This window comes from Vibrio crassostreae 9ZC13, assembly GCF_000272045.2.
Taxonomy (GTDB): domain Bacteria; phylum Pseudomonadota; class Gammaproteobacteria; order Enterobacterales; family Vibrionaceae; genus Vibrio; species Vibrio crassostreae_C.
Map to the genome: position 1 here is coordinate 517,998 of NZ_AJYZ02000019.1, position 18,856 is coordinate 536,853.

17 protein-coding genes and 1 pseudogene are annotated in these 18,856 nt (G+C 41.3%); 12 read left to right on the forward strand and 6 right to left on the reverse strand.

What is annotated here, in order from left to right:
* Positions 1-12: 12 nt before the first annotated feature.
* Positions 13-1,323 carry a type VI secretion system ImpA family N-terminal domain-containing protein gene (locus A136_RS03640; protein WP_029235223.1) on the reverse strand — a complete coding sequence of 437 codons (1,311 nt, stop codon included), beginning with the start codon at positions 1,321-1,323 and terminating at the stop codon, positions 13-15.
* A 685-nt stretch (positions 1,324-2,008) separates the two neighbouring features.
* Here A136_RS03640 and A136_RS03645 point away from each other — a divergent pair.
* The 9 genes from A136_RS03645 (at position 2,009) to A136_RS03685 (ending at position 10,272) form a co-directional block, all read left to right on the forward strand.
* Complete coding sequence (locus tag A136_RS03645) at positions 2,009-2,614, forward strand: hypothetical protein (protein ID WP_029235224.1); 606 nt, start codon at positions 2,009-2,011, stop codon at positions 2,612-2,614.
* A 9-nt stretch (positions 2,615-2,623) separates the two neighbouring features.
* Positions 2,624-4,120: a type VI secretion system-associated FHA domain protein TagH gene (tagH, locus tag A136_RS03650; protein ID WP_029235225.1), complete on the forward strand. Its 1,497-nt coding sequence runs from the start codon at positions 2,624-2,626 to the stop codon at positions 4,118-4,120.
* A complete protein-coding gene (tssJ, locus tag A136_RS03655; protein WP_029235226.1) occupies positions 4,113-4,613 on the forward strand; it encodes a type VI secretion system lipoprotein TssJ in 501 nt (166 codons plus the stop codon). Before tagH ends, tssJ begins: the two co-directional genes overlap by 8 nt.
* Positions 4,614-4,624: 11 nt before the next feature.
* On the forward strand, positions 4,625-5,950 hold the full coding sequence (gene tssK / locus A136_RS03660; RefSeq protein ID WP_017064530.1) for a type VI secretion system baseplate subunit TssK: 1,326 nt from the start codon (positions 4,625-4,627) through the stop codon (positions 5,948-5,950).
* Complete coding sequence (icmH, locus tag A136_RS03665) at positions 5,947-6,738, forward strand: type IVB secretion system protein IcmH/DotU (protein WP_017064531.1); 792 nt, start codon at positions 5,947-5,949, stop codon at positions 6,736-6,738. The genes tssK and icmH overlap by 4 nt, the downstream gene beginning before the upstream one ends.
* Positions 6,739-6,886: 148 nt before the next feature.
* Positions 6,887-8,404: a PAAR-like domain-containing protein gene (locus tag A136_RS03670; RefSeq protein WP_017064532.1), complete on the forward strand. Its 1,518-nt coding sequence runs from the start codon at positions 6,887-6,889 to the stop codon at positions 8,402-8,404.
* A gap of 12 nt (positions 8,405-8,416) precedes the next feature.
* The gene (locus tag A136_RS03675) at positions 8,417-9,187 is read left to right on the forward strand and encodes an AHH domain-containing protein (protein ID WP_017064533.1); all 771 of its coding nucleotides are present in this window, start codon (positions 8,417-8,419) and stop codon (positions 9,185-9,187) included.
* Between the two features lie 11 nt (positions 9,188-9,198).
* Complete coding sequence (locus A136_RS03680; protein WP_017064534.1) at positions 9,199-9,771, forward strand: hypothetical protein; 573 nt, start codon at positions 9,199-9,201, stop codon at positions 9,769-9,771.
* Positions 9,772-9,780: 9 nt separating this feature from the next.
* Positions 9,781-10,272, forward strand: coding sequence for a hypothetical protein (locus A136_RS03685; protein WP_017064535.1), 492 nt, complete (start codon positions 9,781-9,783; stop codon positions 10,270-10,272).
* 75 nt (positions 10,273-10,347) lie between these two features.
* On the opposite strand, the gene A136_RS03690 is transcribed toward A136_RS03685, so the two are convergent.
* Positions 10,348-11,472, reverse strand: coding sequence for a DUF1254 domain-containing protein (locus A136_RS03690; protein ID WP_017064536.1), 1,125 nt, complete (start codon positions 11,470-11,472; stop codon positions 10,348-10,350).
* Between the two features lie 122 nt (positions 11,473-11,594).
* On the opposite strand from A136_RS03690, the gene A136_RS03695 reads away from it, so the two are divergent.
* On the forward strand, positions 11,595-12,515 hold the full coding sequence (locus A136_RS03695; protein ID WP_017064537.1) for a LysR family transcriptional regulator: 921 nt from the start codon (positions 11,595-11,597) through the stop codon (positions 12,513-12,515).
* An 83-nt stretch (positions 12,516-12,598) separates the two neighbouring features.
* Here the strand turns inward: A136_RS03695 and A136_RS03700 are convergent.
* From A136_RS03700 to A136_RS03715, 4 genes and pseudogenes are all read right to left on the reverse strand, one after another.
* Positions 12,599-13,117, reverse strand: a pseudogene (locus A136_RS03700) (IS5 family transposase); the annotation flags it as partial.
* 119 nt (positions 13,118-13,236) lie between these two features.
* The gene (locus tag A136_RS03705; protein ID WP_017064539.1) at positions 13,237-13,554 is read right to left on the reverse strand and encodes a c-type cytochrome; all 318 of its coding nucleotides are present in this window, start codon (positions 13,552-13,554) and stop codon (positions 13,237-13,239) included.
* A gap of 89 nt (positions 13,555-13,643) precedes the next feature.
* Entirely contained in the window at positions 13,644-14,648 is a 1,005-nt protein-coding gene (gene ltaE, locus A136_RS03710; RefSeq protein WP_017064540.1) for a low-specificity L-threonine aldolase, read from the reverse strand.
* A gap of 39 nt (positions 14,649-14,687) precedes the next feature.
* Positions 14,688-15,203: an NUDIX hydrolase gene (locus A136_RS03715; protein ID WP_017064541.1), complete on the reverse strand. Its 516-nt coding sequence runs from the start codon at positions 15,201-15,203 to the stop codon at positions 14,688-14,690.
* Between the two features lie 288 nt (positions 15,204-15,491).
* Here A136_RS03715 and A136_RS03720 point away from each other — a divergent pair, with 288 nt between their 5' ends.
* Together A136_RS03720 and viaA are read left to right on the forward strand one after the other, a co-directional pair.
* The gene (locus A136_RS03720) at positions 15,492-17,147 is read left to right on the forward strand and encodes an ATPase RavA domain-containing protein (RefSeq protein ID WP_017062563.1); all 1,656 of its coding nucleotides are present in this window, start codon (positions 15,492-15,494) and stop codon (positions 17,145-17,147) included.
* An 11-nt stretch (positions 17,148-17,158) separates the two neighbouring features.
* Positions 17,159-18,604, forward strand: a complete 1,446-nt coding sequence (gene viaA, locus A136_RS03725; RefSeq protein ID WP_017064542.1) for an ATPase RavA stimulator ViaA — start codon at positions 17,159-17,161, stop codon at positions 18,602-18,604.
* The last annotated feature ends 252 nt before the right edge of the window (positions 18,605-18,856 follow it).

Sequence of the window (18,856 nt, forward strand, 5' to 3'; positions counted from 1 at the left end):
GTTTTATGAGTTTTACGGTTTATTTGCTGACAGATCTGATTCTAAGGTTTTTATTTTGTGTAAATAGACGTTCAGTATCCGAAGAGATTTCTGTAGTTCTTTTTGTTGTTCTTTTTCTGCATATTCAATGCGGCCAATCAATGGAAAAAGAGAGTTACTGTACTCATAAGCTCGTGCAGTCTTTTGACTTTCACTTCCTCTAATTACATTCGCAAATACAGACCTGGCGTTAGAAAAGCGTCGGTGAAGTTGGGCGTAATCTGTGTTTAACTTTTCTTGTTCATTGGTGAACTCTTGGCGTAATCGTAGAATAGAAGACGAGTCCGGATACAGCTTGGTCAAATCAAGCGTCAATCGGTCTAAAATATCGATCTGATACACTTTGATTGGATCGGCAACCCAACCTTTCATTAGTGTGTCTAATTGGTTTACGACATTAGGTCTAACATCTTGAGAAATAGGAGCATATTCATATCTTAATGAATGTGCTATTTCATTAAGTTGTGAGATATCAGATGTGATGATTTGTTTAGTCAGATCTTTTAGTTGGTATTGCTTATAAAAGAAGTGAGAGGACAATGCTAAAGCAAGAAATCCGGCTAACAGGTAGACGACTAAATAATTAGAGGGTGTTTTATCGTCGACTTTCGATGTTGTTGCAGATTGCTTATTTGACACATCAATTTTAATGGTTGATGGTTGAGCCACTGGTGTTGGTTGTTTATTTTCTTCTGGAGCTCGGTACTTTCGTTGATTCTCTGCTTCGCGCAGGTTTGCTTCGGTCTCTTTATGTTCATCAACCCATTGCTTTAAGATTCGACGTACCCCACCTAATGAAGGTGCTTTTATACCGTAATGTAGTCTTAGTTCTTCTTCAATTCTCATACATAAGCGATGGCAAGTTTCGATCAGCAGTACGTCGTCGGGGTTTGTTTTAATCGACTTTATTCGTTTTTCTGTGTGTTCAACCATCCAGTCTATCGCCCCAATCCTTGCGTTTGATTTTGTAATTTCTGGATATGCGGTAAACCAATAAACGACGCATAAGTCCAGAATCGAACTGAGTCCGTCAGCTAAACCTTTTAAGCCATCATTATGTGTTGCTGCGACAGTAAAGTAGCAACTACAACGGAAATCTTTGCTGTTTTTCGAAAGTATCGTTTTTGAAAGAGACTGAACCTTTTTCCAAGAGACTCTCCCTGTCACCTTATTAAGGTTATTAATTTGACGTTTTATCTCTGTAAAATCATCTAATGCGTTTGGGTTAGTTCCGCTAGGCTTTTCTTCGTCAATAGGCCGTCTTGTGAAATCTGAGGAGAACATAATCTTGATATCCAACTGTATATATAAAGAAATCGAAATTTAGCGATAACTAATAAATTTAGCCTCGCTTGTTTTTTATTTATATTTTTCAAGGATTCTATAGTCAAACAGAATCCTTGAATGTTAAAAGATTTGAAAAGTTCTTAATTTCAGCACTATGTGACGTTATTCACAAAAAGATCAAAAATGTAACAATTTACGACTAGGCTTTATAAAATTTCAGTGATGAAAGTCACATTTATGGTCTTTTTGGGGAGAAATAATATGAATCTAACTATTCCTGCGTGTGGTGCTTTGTTGATTAATAATTACTCTTGTCAATGGTTGCATAAATATTAACTAACACTAAATTAGAAAAATGCTGTAAATGATTATGCTATAGGTTAAAGATAAAAAAGTGGCATGTTAGGTTTTTTGAATTTTGTAAATGCTAATTTTCTTGTATTGAACAACCTTCTTTCTTTGGATGGTTGTTGGTCGTTTGATTTTTCAATTATTGATAGTTTTGATTTTATAAATGAATTTTATTTGTAATTATTCGTAATGCATTTTCTTGTAGATATATCGTTTTTTTTGCTAGTTATAATGTCGTAAATGGCGGGTGTGACCGTCTCCTTATTGTAAAAGACATAATACTTGCTATCTTGCGCATCTAGTTAATATATGGATGAACTCAGAGGGAAGCATGCGAAACCTAAGTCAAATCGGTCTAATATCCACAATGTGTCTTTTTTCGTCCATCGCAATCGCGAAGGGTGAAAGATATGGTGGTTCAGTAAATATGCTGAGCATAGACACTATAGAATATGAAGAAGGACCGAGTGGCCAAGTAGATGCTCTGCGTTACGGGTTCGTCCATACACGTCCAATTGATGAAAGTAACAACCGATGGCGTTGGTGGCTAGGTTTTAATTATTTGGCTGAAGACGACATCGAAGCTCCAAAGAATGGCGTTTATAACGAGGTAACCAATTACGAATTTCGTATTGTGCCTCAGTATGCTTTAGGTAGCTGGTCGGTGTTCACACCTTATATAGGTGCAGGCTTGTCTTTAGGTTACTCGCAATACTCAAACCGTTGGAAAGTTGACGACCAAGGCTTTCGTTACGGCGAACAACTTGAAGATATCGATCAATTTGAAGCTGGCGCTGTTGTGACTTTTGGTAGTGTGATCAAGTTAGGAAGTAACCCAGACGCTCATTTACAAATAATCCCGCAAGCTTCATACATCTTACCTTTTTATAACGAAGGTCTAGGTGGTGTCGAGTTTAGTGTTTCTCTTCTGTTTTAAAGGCTATTCATGCGTATAAATCAATTGGTTTTGGTGATCTCAAAGTGCCCAGAAGAATACGTTGGATCTAAGAGCATAGAAATGCCTGAAGAAGGTGGATCTCTAGGGCGAGAAGCAGGTTGTACAGTGACTTTAACGGATCACAACCGATTCATATCTGGTACGCACTGTCTATTGAGTATATATGGAGACACTTATTACATTAGTGATGTGAGTACAAATGGCACATTGGTTAATGGTAATAAGATCCTTAAGAATCAGCCAGTCTCATTATGTGACGGCGATAGAGTGTCTTTGGGACAATATGAAGTGAGTATTTCTCTTGAGTTGGTAACGACTTCATACGACATAGCTTCTGAAATAGCACCAGAAAGAGATTCAACAGACCCTTTAATGAACTTGGAAGAGTCCGTTGTTGAAGAAGAGACAGAGGCAGGCACGCTAGAAGATCTCTTTATGGAAACGAAACCTGATGGTGTTGAGACCCATGATCCCGTCGAACACTTAAAATTCTCAATGCAAAGAGATGATGACTACCTTGTTAGAGACGAAAGCAACGATAAAAGCCTTACGAAGTCATCGACAGAACATCAAAGGCAAGTCGTTGATGACAGTCTGAGTATCCATTCTGAGTTTGACCTTCCTAGTCTGATTCCTGAAGATTGGATGGGGATGGAAGAAGAACAGCAGGCGAACCTGAAAGCTAAAGATGTCGCCGATGATCAAGCTAAGATATCGAACCGTTTGAAACCAGCAAGCGTTGAAGGTTCAGATCTTAAGTCAGATACACCTAACGGCAGTTCAGGGACTCTCAAAAATAAACTACCAGAAGTGCCACCTGTCACTATTATACCTCATTCTACAAACATACAGAGCCATAAATGGGAAGAGGTGACACAAGAATTTGTCTCTCATACCGAACCACAAGAGCAGCCTGTTGAAAGTGAGAGTAGAACTCAGAATAATATCGCATTGAGTGAAACTTCTTACGAACATGAAAATGTAACACATGCATTCTTTGAAGGACTGGGCGTTGATTTAGAATCTGACACGAAACATGACGCTCTATTTTTTAAACAAATGGGCGCTTGTTTACGATTGTGTATCGATAATTTGTACAAAGATTTACAGAGTGTTGAAGAGCTTACTGACGAAAGTTCATTTGCCCACAATGATCTTAGCCTAACTACATTGATGTTAACGCTCAATAGTCAAAATCTATTGGCTCCAAATGAGCTAATTGAACAGATACTGGATGAACTTAGCGAGCACGATACCTTATATGCGAAGGCAATTAACGACTTGGTATTGGAGCAACTAAAAGCGAATGATCCTCAGCAGTTTGCAAACACTTTAAGCCAAGAGACACGCTTCCTTAGTAAATCAAAGTTGTGGAAAAAGTACAGTGAACATTATGAGCAAAGTACTAGACAATTCAATGAGTCAACTTTTAAAGCGTTGATGAAAGACAGATACAATAAGGTTGCAAAAGCTGATCATGCGTAAACTTATAATCCCCATTACCTTGTTTCTATTATCAGGTTGTTCTATGTGGGAGCAGTTCAAAGAGTCCTCAGGGATTACTCCAGACACTTCTTCGATTGAACTTGTTATCGAAGCTTCAGAACACCTCAATGTTCGTGACCAAGGTCAATCGTCCCCAGTTATTCTGAGAGTTCACGAACTAACGTCTCCAGTTATGTTCCGTAGTTTGGACTTCTTCTCTTTGTTCGAAAATGATAAGGCCTCCTTGGGGGATGAATACATTAAACGGTACGAATATCAGCTGCAACCAGGAGACAAGTTGCACGAGATTCTAGAGTTAGACCCAACAACTAGAGCATTGGGTTTTTCTGTCGCATTCCGCGATATCAATGGCTCATCTTGGCGGAAGGTCGAAGTGATCGAAGAAAAAAGTGAGTACTTCCTCAGACTAAAACTTGAGGGTAGCGAATTATCTTCGAACAATACTCGTGGTATTGAACAGACGTATTTTTAAGGAACTGACGAATGTCTTTATATAATCCAGTTGTTTGGCAAGATGGTATGTTCATGAAGCCTCAACATTTCCAACAACTAGACCGATCTCAAAGTAAGTTATCTAACATGCTTAGCTCTAATAGCTCTCCATTACATTGGGGAGTAAAAAAAATTGAGATTAATACTGAGCTATTGGCATTAGGAAAAATCGGAATCACACGAGCAGAAGGTATATTACAAGACCGCACGCCATTTGATTTACCGCTTCTTGCTGAACTTCCAGAAGTAAGAGATGTTGACCCATCTATTGCGGATAAAGTGGTGTACTTATGTTGCCCACTACCATCAGAGCGTTCGGAACTCTTTGGAGGTAATGGTGACGGTGCTCGTTATAACATGGAGACCCAAGAAGCCGTCGATGCATGTTATGAATCAGAAGATATGGCAAGTATTGTGGTGGGTAAACTTAACTTCTTCTTAATGTACGACCACGAAGATAAGAGTGCTTATACATCGATACCCATTTTAAAAATTTCCGAAGTGAAGCCCGACGGAAGCATCATTTTGGATGAGAACTATATCCCGACGTGTATTGATATTCATGCTTCTACCGTTTTAAGCAAGTTCGCGACTGAATTCGCGTCAATGCTCAAACATAGAGCAGAATCTATAGTTCAGCGTTTGGGGGTGGTTGACCAACAGGGCGTATCATCTGTTGCTGACTTTATGTTGTTACAAGCCTTAAATCGCTACGAACCGTTGTTCTGGCATTTTGCAAGCGTAGAGGGTGTTCACCCAGAGTCGTTTTACCGAATCCTATTACAAGCTGAGGGTGAATTATCCACATTGTGTTCTGCATCTCGCAGACCACAAGAGTTCACCAAATATAACCACAGCCAACTTACTGATTGTTTATCTCGGACACTTGATAGCGCGAAAATGACACTCAGTGTGATGTCAGAGCAACGCGCAATACCTCTAACATTGAGAGAGCAAAGCTACGGAATTCGAACAGCAGCAATTCCAGACAGTAAAATTGTCGAATCTACGACGTTTATTCTTGCTGTTAAAGCAGACGTACCGCTTGATATTTTACATACACAATTTGTGAGCCAAACTAAGATTGGTTCGATCGACAATATTCGCGATCTAATTAACTTACAATTGCCGGGCATTGAAATGAAACCAATGCCAGTGGTACCTCGAGCGTTGCCTTATCATGCAGGTTATACCTATTTTGAGCTCGATAAAGCGAGTGACGAATGGAATGCATTGAATAACACAGCTGCCATCGCTGTCCATATTGCAGGTGACTTCGCGAACTTGTCACTACAGCTTTGGGCTGTACGCCTATGAGTTACGCCGAAAACGATGTCACAGTAGTACTATTTCAACCAGAGCCAGGCAAGCCAATGGAGGTTATGCCTGCACCTGATTTATCTAGAAATATTGCGGTAAGAGACCTAAATGTTGAGAGTATGGGTGTTAATCCTTTGGTCGATCAGTTTACTTGGTTAATCGCCAGTCTCTCATGCATGTCTTCGATTCCTTGGTTGGACGACCCTGGCCCTTTTAGAGAACAAGTTGCACGAGAAATTCGCAAAGGTGAGCGAAAGCTCAATGAAATGGAGTTGGATCGAGCATCAATATTGGTCATACGCTATTGCTTATGTGCTGCGATAGACGAATCTGTATGTCGACAAGAGTGGGGGGCGAACAGTCATTGGAGTACAAATAGTTTGTTGTCTGAGTTTCATAACGAAACATCGGGTGGCGACAAGTTCTTCACCATCTTAGAGCGCTTAAAAGCTGACCCTCGAAAATATAGACACGTAATAGAATTCCTCTATTTGTTGCTGCAGCTAGGGTTCCAAGGCAAGTATGGTCGAGAAGAGCGTGGCAACGAAAAGCTTTCAGAGATAGGAAATACTATCTATCGCTTAGTTAGAGACGAGCGTTTAGCTGAGCAGGAAAAAGTAACGTTAGTTAACTTAAAGGCTAAGTACTTAAAAAAACCGCTCAAACGGGTTATTTCCCCTAAGTTAATTCTTGGCGTCAGTACTGTCATCTTTGGCGTTATGTATGCTGCGACTTACTTGGTTATTGACCTAAAATTTCAGCAGCTTTTGGATGTGTATCAGTAGCATCAGATTTAATTGTGAGATCTTCTGTCCGTTTTTAAAAATAGACTCGAAGTAACAGTCTCATCCTTCATTTTCACTACGTACTTAGAGAGATTGCAGCAAGCAATCTCTCTTATCATACATCTATTGGAATTTAATTGGATTTACTATGGGCGTAACAGTTTGTGCTAATGGACTCAGCGTAGTTCATCAAGGCTCAGGAGGAGAAGCGAACGCAACACTCCCTGATGTTTGTTTAACAACAGTCGGCAAACCTGTTGTTCCTATCCCTTATGGTAACAATGCAAAGTCCGCCGATTTAGTAGGCGGCACCACGACCGTCTCTATGGATGGCGGTAACAGCATTGCTATTAAAGGCAGTAAATTCAGCGCCAGTACTGGCGATGCAGGTGGTGATAAAAAGGGCGTAGCCTCAGGCACTATTGAAGCCGAGGCCGAATTCATATCAGCTTCTCCTACCGTTAAGTTCGAAGGTGTCGGTGTATGCCGCCTTTCTGATCAAATGACCATGAATAAAGCCAACACCATGTGTTTAGGCGGAGCTCAAAACCCTTCGGTTTCTGTGACAGAAGAGCAAGAAGGGACGTATACGGTAGACCTGTTTCTTTCTTATTCTGATGGAGAACCTGTTCAAGGGGCTACATATAAACTGATTGATCAAACCGGCGCTTCCTTTGAAGGTACATTAGATAATGTAGGCAAAGCTTCGGTGAGTGGGGTTGCACCTGGTGAATTTAACATTGACTATGGTGAAGATAGTCGCGAATTCATGCCAAACATCCCAACTAAAACCAACCCTAATTTCAACCCAAATGCGAATGCCCAATTAATTATTGAAGAAGCCAAACGAGGTGAGGTTGGTTTCTGGGAAAATTCTTGGAAGAGAATGTCTGGCGCTGCCAGCTGGATCTGGGGGGTAATTTTAGGTGACTTTAATGATGATGCATCGGTAGAGCAAATCATTGCAAACACAGCGCTGACAATGATCCCCGTCGTAGACCAAGCAGCAGATGTACGAGACCTTTCAGCAAATATCATGACACTATTAAGTGAAGAAGAACGAGATAAGCCAGAAAATTGGTTGGCACTCTCTTTGACTTTGATCGGTTGTGTCCCAACGTTTGGCAGTGCAGTTAAAGGTACATGTAAAGTTGCTTTGAAAGGTGGTAAGGGTACATCGAAAGACACTTTACTCGCGGTACTTCGTGGTATGGGTAAAGGTGACCCAGAAAAGTTCTTACGTACATTAGATTGGGTTGATTACGCCAAGCAGGCGAGCAATATTGTATCTGATGTTCTAAAACCTTGTATCGAAGTGGCGAGTGAGCTTGCTTCTTACGCCAATCGCATGGGAGCAGATGAATTAGCAGAATACTTCTTAAAGCTAGCCGATGAAGTGAAAATCATCGATAAAATGGTGCCGGATAAACTAAAAGAAGCGATGGGTGAGTTTGATAAGCTTTTTGCTCGAATCTTAGATAAGGGTGAGAAAACTTACCCAGCAAAAGTGAAACATAATACCGGCGAGTCTGCTCAGTCAGGAAAGAACTCTGCAAAGGCGAATGAAGAGAAAGATAAAAAGCCTGTTAGGTGTAAGATCTGTCGCCGAATTGCAGGGAAGAAAAACGGTCAGTGTAAAGACGCATTAAAAGCTAGATATAGTTAAAAGGTAAGAGCTATGCCAATAAGAGAAGGTAAAGGCAAGTGGGCGCGAAGCAGCAGTTTGAGAGACTCAAAAGTTAAAAAACACCACCCATTAAACTTCAAGTTAAGATCTGTTGCATCCCATCACGTTGTATCTTGTGACTCGCTATCTCGGCTGTCCGAAGCTAGACAGCAACAAATCGTGAGGAAAGGGTATGATGTGAATCATCAGAAAAACTTGGTAATTTTACCAACTGTAGATGAAATATCATGTCAATATAGTGTACCGCTACACAAATCTGGGCATACTGACAGTGATTTAATTGCACACTATGAGGAAAGGACTGGTGAAGAAGTTGAGGTTGAATTGGCAAGCTTAGCAACAGCTCCGGCTTCTAGAGAGTCTATTCAAGAAGATGTTGTATCACTAAACGCTGCACTCGGTTACCATAAAGTTGTTGCTAAGAAATTGGCCTTTAGGCTGAAATCAATCAATTGCGACACACTTCCTAAAAACTATATTGAAACAATTGATGATGTTTCTATTGAAATTCTCAGTGATATAGCGAGTTTTGACCTTTTGTTGATAAGCAGAGGGAAACTAATGGAAGAAGGTGATAAAGGATGTGCGCGTTGTATTAAAAAATCTGTCCGGCATACGCATTACACAAAGCGTTTTAGATCACTCTTCAAGCTCAAAAAGCGAGTTCCTGAGCAAGTAACGGTAGATTCATTTAGCTATATACCCGGAAAATATCGCCTTATGAGTGTAAGAGAACAAAGCAAGATAATCACCAAACAATAGAGAGGTATAAGATGGAGTTTTCGGTAATCTCAGAGGACTTTATGAGAAGTCCTACTGCGTTCCAATGTGTTGACACTCGGGAGTTTCTATATAGTACAAACAACTACCAACCAACAAGTTCGGAAAGCCCAATTCTGTGGGAGGATAAGAATATAACTTCTACTATGGTCCATCCAATAGCAGATAATGGTGATATCTGTGTCACAAAGGGGTTTGCGGAACTTGTAATGAGTTTTGATCCGTATGGTGTAGAGTTTTATCCTGCATCACTATCGACTAAAGACGGAGATATTACAGAGCGATATATACTAGCTTTGAATAACATACAAGATGTCGTCGATCATGAACGAAGTGTTGTAGAAGTATCGCCAAATAGTGGAAACCTAATCATCCACCGCTTGTTTCTAAGCTCTGAAAAAATATCAAATATTCCATTCCAGAAACGAGTCGTTTATAGGGCAAAGGGGGCTGATACCGCAGTTTTTTTTGCGCCAGAGATCTATGATTTACTCAGTAATGATTCTAGATTTTCTTTGGTTAGAAAAATGAAGAAGAATACATCTATGCGCGCACCTAAGTTTTAGGAAAAAATAATGAAAGAACAATATCATTTACTAACTAAACAAGACCTAGGTAACTTCCCGTTCCAACAAAGCCCCAAGCCAATAGTGCCAGTAGAGCCTGATTTACTGCTTGAAATGACGTTTTCTCCAAAGCTATTTATCATCAGCGATGTTGCATCAAAAGTGGAGAAACTGGTCATACACGGAGTAGAGTGGTTAGACGCGCGCGTGGATTGTTCTCCAAGCCAACCAACAGATGATCAAATTAAAGTTTACGAAGACTATCGAGTGCCTTATATCCATCAAACTTATAAATTGACGGATAAAGAAAAACAATACGGCAAGTTGAACTGGTTAGACATTGAGTCAACGGAGTTTGATTTTTCTAAGTTAGAGAATATTCCACTCGAAGAAAGGCTAATTTTCAAGCTTGAAGAAGATTATGGTTTGGTTTTTATTCATCAAAGTGTGATTAATTTACTGAAACAACAGGTCAATGATGTTTGGGTGAGAGATGTTTAAATAAAGCGCCTGAGGCGCTTTTTTTTAAGTCATACTGGTTACGTTAACTTCTGATACATAGCAATAGTTAAGCACTTAGATCTTTTCAATCTCGGGCAGGGTGTATACCTTCATTGATTCAACGTTAGGTTGATAGACACGTAATAAGAAAGACCAGTTGTCTTTAGGGGTGTAAGCAAAGTTTACGTTATTACCATCCGCATGTTTTTTACAGTCTAAACCACCGAATACCACCGTGAATGTACCGTCTTCGTTTTGCGTCAGTCCTTGATTGGTCGAAACGATGTTATTCTCGTTCGACATGAGATAACCTTTTGAATCGTAGACAGTGATTGAGTAATAACCTAGGTCACTAGCTAATTTAGGTGCTTCGTATGTCGCTTGGTAACATTGTTCACCTTTGGCATTCTCTAGTGCGTAAGGTGCATACATTGCGGTGTCAGCTGTCGATAGGCCGAACGCTCCAGCAATTGTGTAAGTAGTCTTTTCCCAGTCAGTCACATCTTGCGCTCGGTATTGAACTGTATCGTATGTGTCATTTAACTTATCGTATTCTGGCATTAATGCAGTACGAACTGCTTCCATAGCCTCAGTGTTTGGCTTTGGCAATCCTTCAAGATCTTGACCACCACCGATAATTTTCACTTTCGGCTGAAGCTCTTCTGTAATCCGTTTAACGTTTTGTTTTGTTCCATCTGTCGCAAAACGCAAGCCTATCAGCACATATTTTGTATCGAACATTTCAGGAGTGAACTCGTAAGTTCCTGCGCCAACCTTATAAAATGGTTGAGTGTGGTTCATATCTTGAAGGTGAAGTGTAACCAATTTCCCATCGTTCTCAGGTACAACGACTGTAAATGGTTTGGAGGTATCGATAACGCCCATTGAGTACAAGTGATCAATGGATGGTGATACAACCCAGCGAGTGTCTTTGTTCGCCAGTTCTTTGAAGTGATGAAGGTTGTTTAAGCCTAACTTAAAGTTGCGAGCAAAATTGTCAGCAAACCAAATGCCTTCTTGGTTTATGTACTCATGCACCGTCATACCATGATCTTCTGGGTTTACCGCCCACGAAGAAGAGTCAATGTTAGCAAAGACGTCTTCAATTGATTTATCTTCATTGTTAAAGCTGGTTGTGGACGTTCCTGCAACCGTAGAGAAAGACGTGACCACTAATAAAGAAAGTAGAGTTTTTTTCATTTTTAAATACCATATTCTGTTTTATTAAGTTGAGGTAATGGTAAGTAAAAGTTTGGTATTTATGAAATGACTATATAGAATCACAGGTATGACAAATATGTTATACCTGTGAGGTTGGTACTTTGAAAGCTGCGCTAAACAAGATCGATTTGAACCTACTTAAGGTTCTACATGTTTTGATAGAAGAGCAAAATGTTACCCATGCTGCGGAGCGACTTTTTCTTGCTCAGCCTTCTGTGAGTCGGAAGTTACGGAAACTTCGAGAGCAGCTTGATGATGAGCTCTTTGTTTCGACTCCACAAGGAATGAAACCTACCTACAGGTGTAATCAAATCGCAGAGTCACTCCCTGACTTAATTGCGCTGCTAGAGAAAACATTAACTCCGGTAAAGAAGTTCGACGCGTACAGCCACGCTGGGCATATCTCTTTGGCCATTAATCCGCTTTTAGGACAGTCATTGCCTCATATCTTGTTTCTATTCCTTGCCAAGCATGCGCCGAACGTGACATTTTCTTGCCACATATGGAACCAGAATACGCTTGATAATTTAGCGAAAGATAACATTCAGTTAGGCATTAATTACGACGTCCCAATAGGCAGCAAGGCCATATTGCATAAACATTTGGCCGAAGATCACTTTAAGTTGTATGCGAATAAATCCCATCCTATTCATCTGAAGAAGATTGTAGAATTTGAATATCTTTCAGAATGTCGATTTGCAATTGCACAGTTGGCTGAGTGGAATGAAAAAGAGGGGATGATGGAAAACATGTTGGTGCAAAGAGGATTGAATTATTACGAAGTCTTTCGTTCCGAAATAATCTCAAATGTCGCAGCTGTGGCAGCGCAAACCGAGGCTCTATTTCCAACTTCAGAACTGTATATCGATAATACACATAACCTAGTTGAAGTTAGTCATGCGAGGCTCCCATCATTCAATAGCAAGCAGATTTTGCTTTATCAACACAAAAAAAGGGAGTCAGATCCTTTCTACTTGTGGCTACATGAAAACATAGTCCAGTTGGTTGATGGGTTAGGTTAGTTGTCCTCCTGGCAACTGTTTAACTCGATACATCGCTTTTTCTTAGAGTGAGCGCCATCACCAGGTACTTCAAGGATATTTCAACGAGTTTGTTTCAGTAAGTTCGGGGGTAATTCTCTATCTGTAACCGTTGATAAACTTAGCTCGGCGGCAACGAGCTCATGTGTGTTTGTATTGACTGCAATATGAAGCTTTCGCCAGACTCTACGCTTCCCATCCGTCCCGTGTTTTTTGACTTTCCATTCACATTCACCATAAACCTTAAGGCCAGTAGCATCGATGGCTAGGTGCCGTATTGCTCCTCTAGCTTTAGTCTTAAATGAGGCCTCAACTTGCTTGGCTCTACGAATGATGCAGGTGTAATGCGGACAACTTAACGGCACATGGGCTAACCAAAATATCGAGACTACAAATCCTTGCAGCGCTGTCAGTGGCATAGAGAAAACTCGTTTCACCATGAGTGCTGTCGTGATAGCTAAATCATTGAACCGACATGGCCTAAACGCGCGCTTATTCTGTTTGCTCTGCGTCCACCCGACTATTGTCTCTTTATCAATCCAAAAGGTCAGAAAGCCTCGATTAATAAATGATTGGTTGTATTGTAACGAGGTTTAGGCACAGAGCTACGAGAGGGGGTGGGCGTAGCTGAACAGGTCGTAGGTTCTAGGTTTAGTTCGATTGAATTACACAACAAAGCCAACTCTCGATATGGAATAGAACGCTATCTAGATAATGAAGAATAATAGGCAGCAATATCTTTTAAATCTTGTTCAGAAAGTCGACTTAATTGAGCCTTCATCATGTCAGCGTAGGCACCTTCACGTTGGTCGTTCTTATACATTGTCATAGTATTGAACAAATAGAGGCGGTCTTGCCCTTTAAGGTCTGGGGAGTTTTTATTCGTGTTGTCGCCAGCAACTGAATGGCAAAAAACACAACTCGGGGATTTCAGTTTACCGAGTTCTGGATCACCAAAGTTGTCTGCGTGAAGTGTGAAAGAGAGGGAAGCAGTTAGTAAGATTAGATACTTGTTGTACACGTATATACTCCTGTGAAAACAAAAGTATAAAGCTTCCCCTTAGGGGAAGCTCAAGTATTAATAGCGATAGATGAGAACTTTGCTGAGAGTTACAGCGCTTTTTCTAATTCCGTTAGGAATCGAGCAATGTCTTCTGTACTAATATCACGGTGAGTAACAAAGCGAACAGGATTACCTGGTGACATAGTAATACCTTGTTCACCTAGCTCTCGTGCGATGCGGTTGATATCTACTGATTCATCTAATTTAGCAAACACAATGTTAGTTTGAATGAAATCAGGGTTAACAGAAAAGCCTTCTAACTTGCTTAGGCCGATCGCTAGGTTTTTCGCGTTCTCGTGGTCAGCTTTAAGTTGAGTAACGTTCTCTGTTAAAGCCATTTTTCCCGCTGCGGCAAGAATACCTGCTTGGCGCATACCGCCACCCACCATTTTACGTAGGCGGCGTGCTTTAGTGATGTACTCTTTACTACCAAGAAGTAGAGAGCCAATCGGCGCGCCTAAGCCTTTTGATAAACAGATCGTCATTGAATCGAAGTGTTGTGCGATCTCTTTGATGTGTACATCTAATGCGACTGCTGCGTTATAGACGCGCGCGCCATCTAGGTGCATTTGAAGTCCGTGTTGGTTTACGAACTCACGTGCTTCCGCTAGATAAGACATTGGCAGGACTTTACCATTGATCGTGTTTTCTAAACTAAGCAGCTTGGTACGAGCAAAGTGGCTGTCGTCGGGCTTAATCGCAGCGGCAAGCTTTTTAAAGTCTAAAGTACCGTCTGGGTTATTCTCGATTGGTTGAGGTTGGATAGAACCAAGGACCGCAGCGCCGCCAGCTTCGTATTTGTAGTTGTGCGCCTGCTGGCCACACAGATATTCATCACCACGCTCACAATGCGCCATTAAGCCAAGAAGGTTGGCTTGTGTACCTGAAGAGGTAAACATTGCCGCTTCAAAGCCTGTCTCATTTGCTGCCCACTGTTCTAGTTCGTTGACGGTTGGGTCATCGCCATAAACATCATCGCCCACTTCTGCGTTTGCCATTGCGTCACGCATAGCTTGCGAAGGTTTAGTTACGGTATCAGAACGAAAGTCCATGTTTCTCTCCTAGAGTACTTTAGGTAGCCATATAATTGGCTATAGATGGCCACATAGTTGGGCTTTACTTAAACAAGCGATAGTTTTGGTATCAGTGATTTGATCGTGTCGTATTTTATCGTGCAGTTCTTCTAAACTCAGTTCGATCACTTCTATTACTTCATCGTCATCGCATTCAAAGCGGGTAGTGAGGCTTAAGTCTTTTGCGACAAACAGATGTTGTATTTCATCACAGAAGCCAGCCAAAGGGGTGACTTGCCCCAAGCTTTGAAAGGAAGTTGCGCTGTAACCGGTTTCTTCTTCCAATTCACGCTGGGCACATTGAAGAGGTGACTCATCAATTTCCATCGTGCCTGCAGGTAGTTCCAAAAGCCATTTCTTAAGAGAAGGGCGGAATTGGTTAATGAGGATGATTGTTCCAGACGAAGTGATAGGAAGAATAACTGCCGCGCCAGGGTGGTTTATTGTTGTATGTTTTACCACGACGTTCGTAGGGAGCGTCACGTTCTCTTCTATGAGAGAAATACTTTTCCATTTATGGATAACTTTACTCATGCAGTCTGGCCACATTCCTTGCCAATTTTTCGTATAACGGAAGACGTGCACCACCATAACGTCTATGGTGTCGAAAATAAAAGAAAAATTAGGGTTAGCAATAGATTTAGTTTCACGCCGTTCGTGATGTTACTCTCATAATTGGAATCTATGATTGCGCCAAAATTACCGACGTAACCATCTGATATAAATGCAACTCAATAATAAAATGCACTTGTAACAAAGCGCTAACAAATGTATAAAAACAATTCTACACTCTCAACTGTTCAAAGATTTTCGGAGTAACGCATGAACCCTTCTATTTCTTCACATGCTGACAAGGCGCTACTCTCTGAAAGAATCAATAAATTAGCGCATGCTCTGTCTGATGGTGTCTACGAAAGAGAAGACACGATTAAGCTTTGTTTACTGGCTGCTTTGGCTGGTGAAAGCGTGTTTCTATTAGGCCCTCCGGGCATCGCAAAAAGCCTTATCGCGAAACGTCTCATTCAGGCTTTTGATAACAGCAGCTATTTCGAATATTTGATGACTCGTTTCTCTACTCCCGAGGAAGTGTTCGGCCCACTAAGTATCCAAGAATTAAAAGACAACGGTCGTTACGTAAGACTAACCGAAGGCTACCTACCAACTGCACAAGTCGTCTTCCTCGATGAGATCTGGAAAGCCGGCCCTGCAATCCTAAACACGCTACTTACTGTCGTTAACGAAAAGACTTTCAAAAACGGCAGTGATATTGAACGTGTACCGATGCGTCTACTAGTATCGGCATCCAACGAACTTCCAGATGAAGACAGCGGCTTGGAAGCACTTTATGACCGTATGTTGGTACGCGTGTTCGTGAACCGTATTCAAAACAAACAAAACTTCAAATCGATGCTGACGACGGGTACTTCTCAAGAAGCGGTAATTCCAAAAGGTTTGGCGATTACGGACATTGAATACCATCAATGGCAGAAAGAGCTCGATAAGCTGGAACTGACAGACAATTCGTTTGATAAGTTGTTTGAACTAAAAACCATGCTTGAAGAGACGGTTAAGAAGCAAGGCTCTGCTTCAGAGTCAGAATTGTATGTATCAGACAGACGCTGGAAGAAGGCCGTTAAACTATTGAAAGCGAGTGCGTTCTTTAGTGGTCGCGATAGCGTGAACCCGCTGGATATTATGCTTCTGCAAGATTGTTTGTGGCATAGCCCAGAATCACGTGATGTGGTTCGTAGCGTGGTGAAAGACTTTGCATTGAACCGAGCGTTTGATCAACAAGAGTCGAAAGCTCAAATTGAAATATCTCGTGAAGAGTTAGAAGAGATTCAAGACGATGTTGAATCAACGTTGTCGGTGTCACTTTCTATGGAGTCAACCAGTGGCTTGTTGCGTAAAGATGTTTACCAGAATGACATCAAGAACGCGAAAATGTACAGCGTGGGCAGTGCTTACAATCTAGTGAAACTGGTTATGCTGCAAAGCAACATGTCGGTTTCTGAATCTGAGAAAGGCGATAGCCGTTGGGTATACGTAGCCAAAGACGATTTTGATCGTGTTCTTAAAGAAGGTCACGGTGATATTTACGGTTACGTAAACGAAAATAAAAACCTATGCCGTTTAAAACTCGACTTGGATGCATCAAACCAATTAGTGATTAAAGACATCGCCAATCGCTCTGTATTGGTGAGTGTGGTTACTACTGACGGTTTAGACCAAGAACTGTACAACAAGTGGTTGAGTGGCGCTGAGAAAGCCTTAGAACAGTTAACTGAAGCTGAATTCAAGTTAAAACGCGTTCGTACTGAATTCCATGATGCATTACCTCATAACTATATTGACCCTGATTTACCAAAAGCGATGGAAGCAAGTTTGCAATCGGTAACGCAAGATCTTGAAACCACGAAAGTGAAGAGTGCCAAGATCGCTCAGCGTATTAAGTTTATGAGCCAGTACTTCGAGTAAGAGGAGAGCATATGTTAGGAGCAGACGGCTTAAACCTCGCTTTGATGGTGGCTGATTCAGGAATCATTGATACCGCGATGAATGATCTCATCGCTCGTTCTCAAGTCATGATGGCTGCAGAGAACAAAGGTGTGAAAACCTCAGTGAAAAATCACTTAGTTAAATGGCGCGGTAAAGTTAAAAAACGCGTTACTAAGGTGTGTGAAACTGATCGATTCCAAGAGGAAATCGCCCTTTACCAAGAAGTGATTTACTGGGATGAACCTCAGTTCTTTGATGAGATTGACAGCGTTATCAAAAAGCTGGAGTGGCACTCAGCGTTTTATCTACAAGCTCGACGCCTTATGGAGAACAACAAGGGTGTTTATAACGCGATGTTTCCACACTACTTTTGCGACCAATGGTACCAATCACTTTCTGATGCGATTAAACAAGCTCAAGTAACTGAACTTGAAACAAGCAAAGAAAAAGTCTTAGCCGATCTTTATCAGCGCATGGAAACCATGAAAAACATGGATAAAGTGACTGAGTCGGGTGATGAAGGCAGTGTAGGGCGCTTGTGGGACATGGCTTCTGCCAAATTAAGCAAAACAGACCTTACCATCATGAAACGTCATGCTGAGTTCTTGAATAAGCACAAGGGCTTGCAAGAGATCGCTGAAAAGCTAGGCCGTATGGCTGGTGAGGAAGATGATCCTTCGCTACACAAAGCCCCTGTAGAAGAATTGCAGGTGGTTGAAGAGAAAAGCGATGAAGCGGTCGATGATATTGTCGGGATTCATGAAAGTGATGACCTTAACAAGATGCTGCCAAACGAAACCATGTTCTTAGCTTATCCTGAACTTGAGGTTATCTTTTACAAGCACTTGGCCGACAAGCGTTTACTGAGCTATCGCTCGCAAGGTAAATCACGCACGTTACGCAAAGTGAAGGCGCAAAAACCAGATAGCAAGAACATCGATATTGAAAAGGGCCCGTTTATAGTCTGTGTGGACGCTTCGGGTTCTATGAGTGGTTTCCCTGAGCAGTCTGCTAAAGCAATGGCTTATGCCTTAATGCAAATTGCTCTTGCAGAAGAGAGAGACTGTTATGTGATTCTTTTTTCTTCTGAGCAGATTACCTATGAGTTAACAAGGCAAGATGGCCTACGTGAAGCGAGCGACTTCTTAAGTTACTCATTCCACGGCGGTACGGATTTGGAACCTGTTCTCATGAAGTCGATTGACCTAATGACTGGTGATAAATACAAGAATGCCGATTTAATCGTACTTTCTGACTTTATTGCGCCGAAACAATCAGACGAAATGATTGCTCAGGTTGAAAAGTTGAAAGAACACAAAAACCGTTTCCATGCGGTTAGTCTTTCTAAGTATGGCAACCCTCAACTTATGACTATGTTTGACCACTGCTGGGCGTATCATCCGAGTCTTGTCGGTCGTTTTATGAAGAAGTGGTAGCGCTAGAACATCTTGTTTAACTCGATTTTTCTGTGTGTTTTTTGATTAAAGAGATCGAACATGCAGCAATTTGATTTAAATGTCAGCAAACGGAATTTAAATTCACTTTTTTGTTTGACTATCTCCCCTCAATCCGTAAAGTAGGCACCCGAACACAGCGGTGCGGCTTACTTAAGTCCCTAAAGTGTTGAATTAAAAAGGCGCCTTGGCAGAGTGGCTATGCAGCGGATTGCAAATCCGTGGACCTCGGTT

What these genes read in the sequence shown, in the direction of transcription:
- A136_RS03640 (WP_029235223.1), bottom strand. Translation starts at nt 1,323, where the DNA reads ATGTTCTCCTCAGATTTCACAAGACGGCCTATTGACGAAGAAAAGCCT.
- ltaE (WP_017064540.1), bottom strand. Translation starts at nt 14,648, where the DNA reads ATGGACTTTCGTTCTGATACCGTAACTAAACCTTCGCAAGCTATGCGT.
- A136_RS03675 (WP_017064533.1), top strand. Translation starts at nt 8,417, where the DNA reads ATGCCAATAAGAGAAGGTAAAGGCAAGTGGGCGCGAAGCAGCAGTTTG.
- A136_RS03715 (WP_017064541.1), bottom strand. Translation starts at nt 15,203, where the DNA reads ATGAGTAAAGTTATCCATAAATGGAAAAGTATTTCTCTCATAGAAGAG.
- viaA (WP_017064542.1), top strand. Translation starts at nt 17,159, where the DNA reads ATGTTAGGAGCAGACGGCTTAAACCTCGCTTTGATGGTGGCTGATTCA.
- A136_RS03670 (WP_017064532.1), top strand. Translation starts at nt 6,887, where the DNA reads ATGGGCGTAACAGTTTGTGCTAATGGACTCAGCGTAGTTCATCAAGGC.
- A136_RS03690 (WP_017064536.1), bottom strand. Translation starts at nt 11,472, where the DNA reads ATGAAAAAAACTCTACTTTCTTTATTAGTGGTCACGTCTTTCTCTACG.
- A136_RS03720 (WP_017062563.1), top strand. Translation starts at nt 15,492, where the DNA reads ATGAACCCTTCTATTTCTTCACATGCTGACAAGGCGCTACTCTCTGAA.
- tssK (WP_017064530.1), top strand. Translation starts at nt 4,625, where the DNA reads ATGTCTTTATATAATCCAGTTGTTTGGCAAGATGGTATGTTCATGAAG.
- A136_RS03680 (WP_017064534.1), top strand. Translation starts at nt 9,199, where the DNA reads ATGGAGTTTTCGGTAATCTCAGAGGACTTTATGAGAAGTCCTACTGCG.
- icmH (WP_017064531.1), top strand. Translation starts at nt 5,947, where the DNA reads ATGAGTTACGCCGAAAACGATGTCACAGTAGTACTATTTCAACCAGAG.
- tagH (WP_029235225.1), top strand. Translation starts at nt 2,624, where the DNA reads ATGCGTATAAATCAATTGGTTTTGGTGATCTCAAAGTGCCCAGAAGAA.
- tssJ (WP_029235226.1), top strand. Translation starts at nt 4,113, where the DNA reads ATGCGTAAACTTATAATCCCCATTACCTTGTTTCTATTATCAGGTTGT.
- A136_RS03685 (WP_017064535.1), top strand. Translation starts at nt 9,781, where the DNA reads ATGAAAGAACAATATCATTTACTAACTAAACAAGACCTAGGTAACTTC.
- A136_RS03645 (WP_029235224.1), top strand. Translation starts at nt 2,009, where the DNA reads ATGCGAAACCTAAGTCAAATCGGTCTAATATCCACAATGTGTCTTTTT.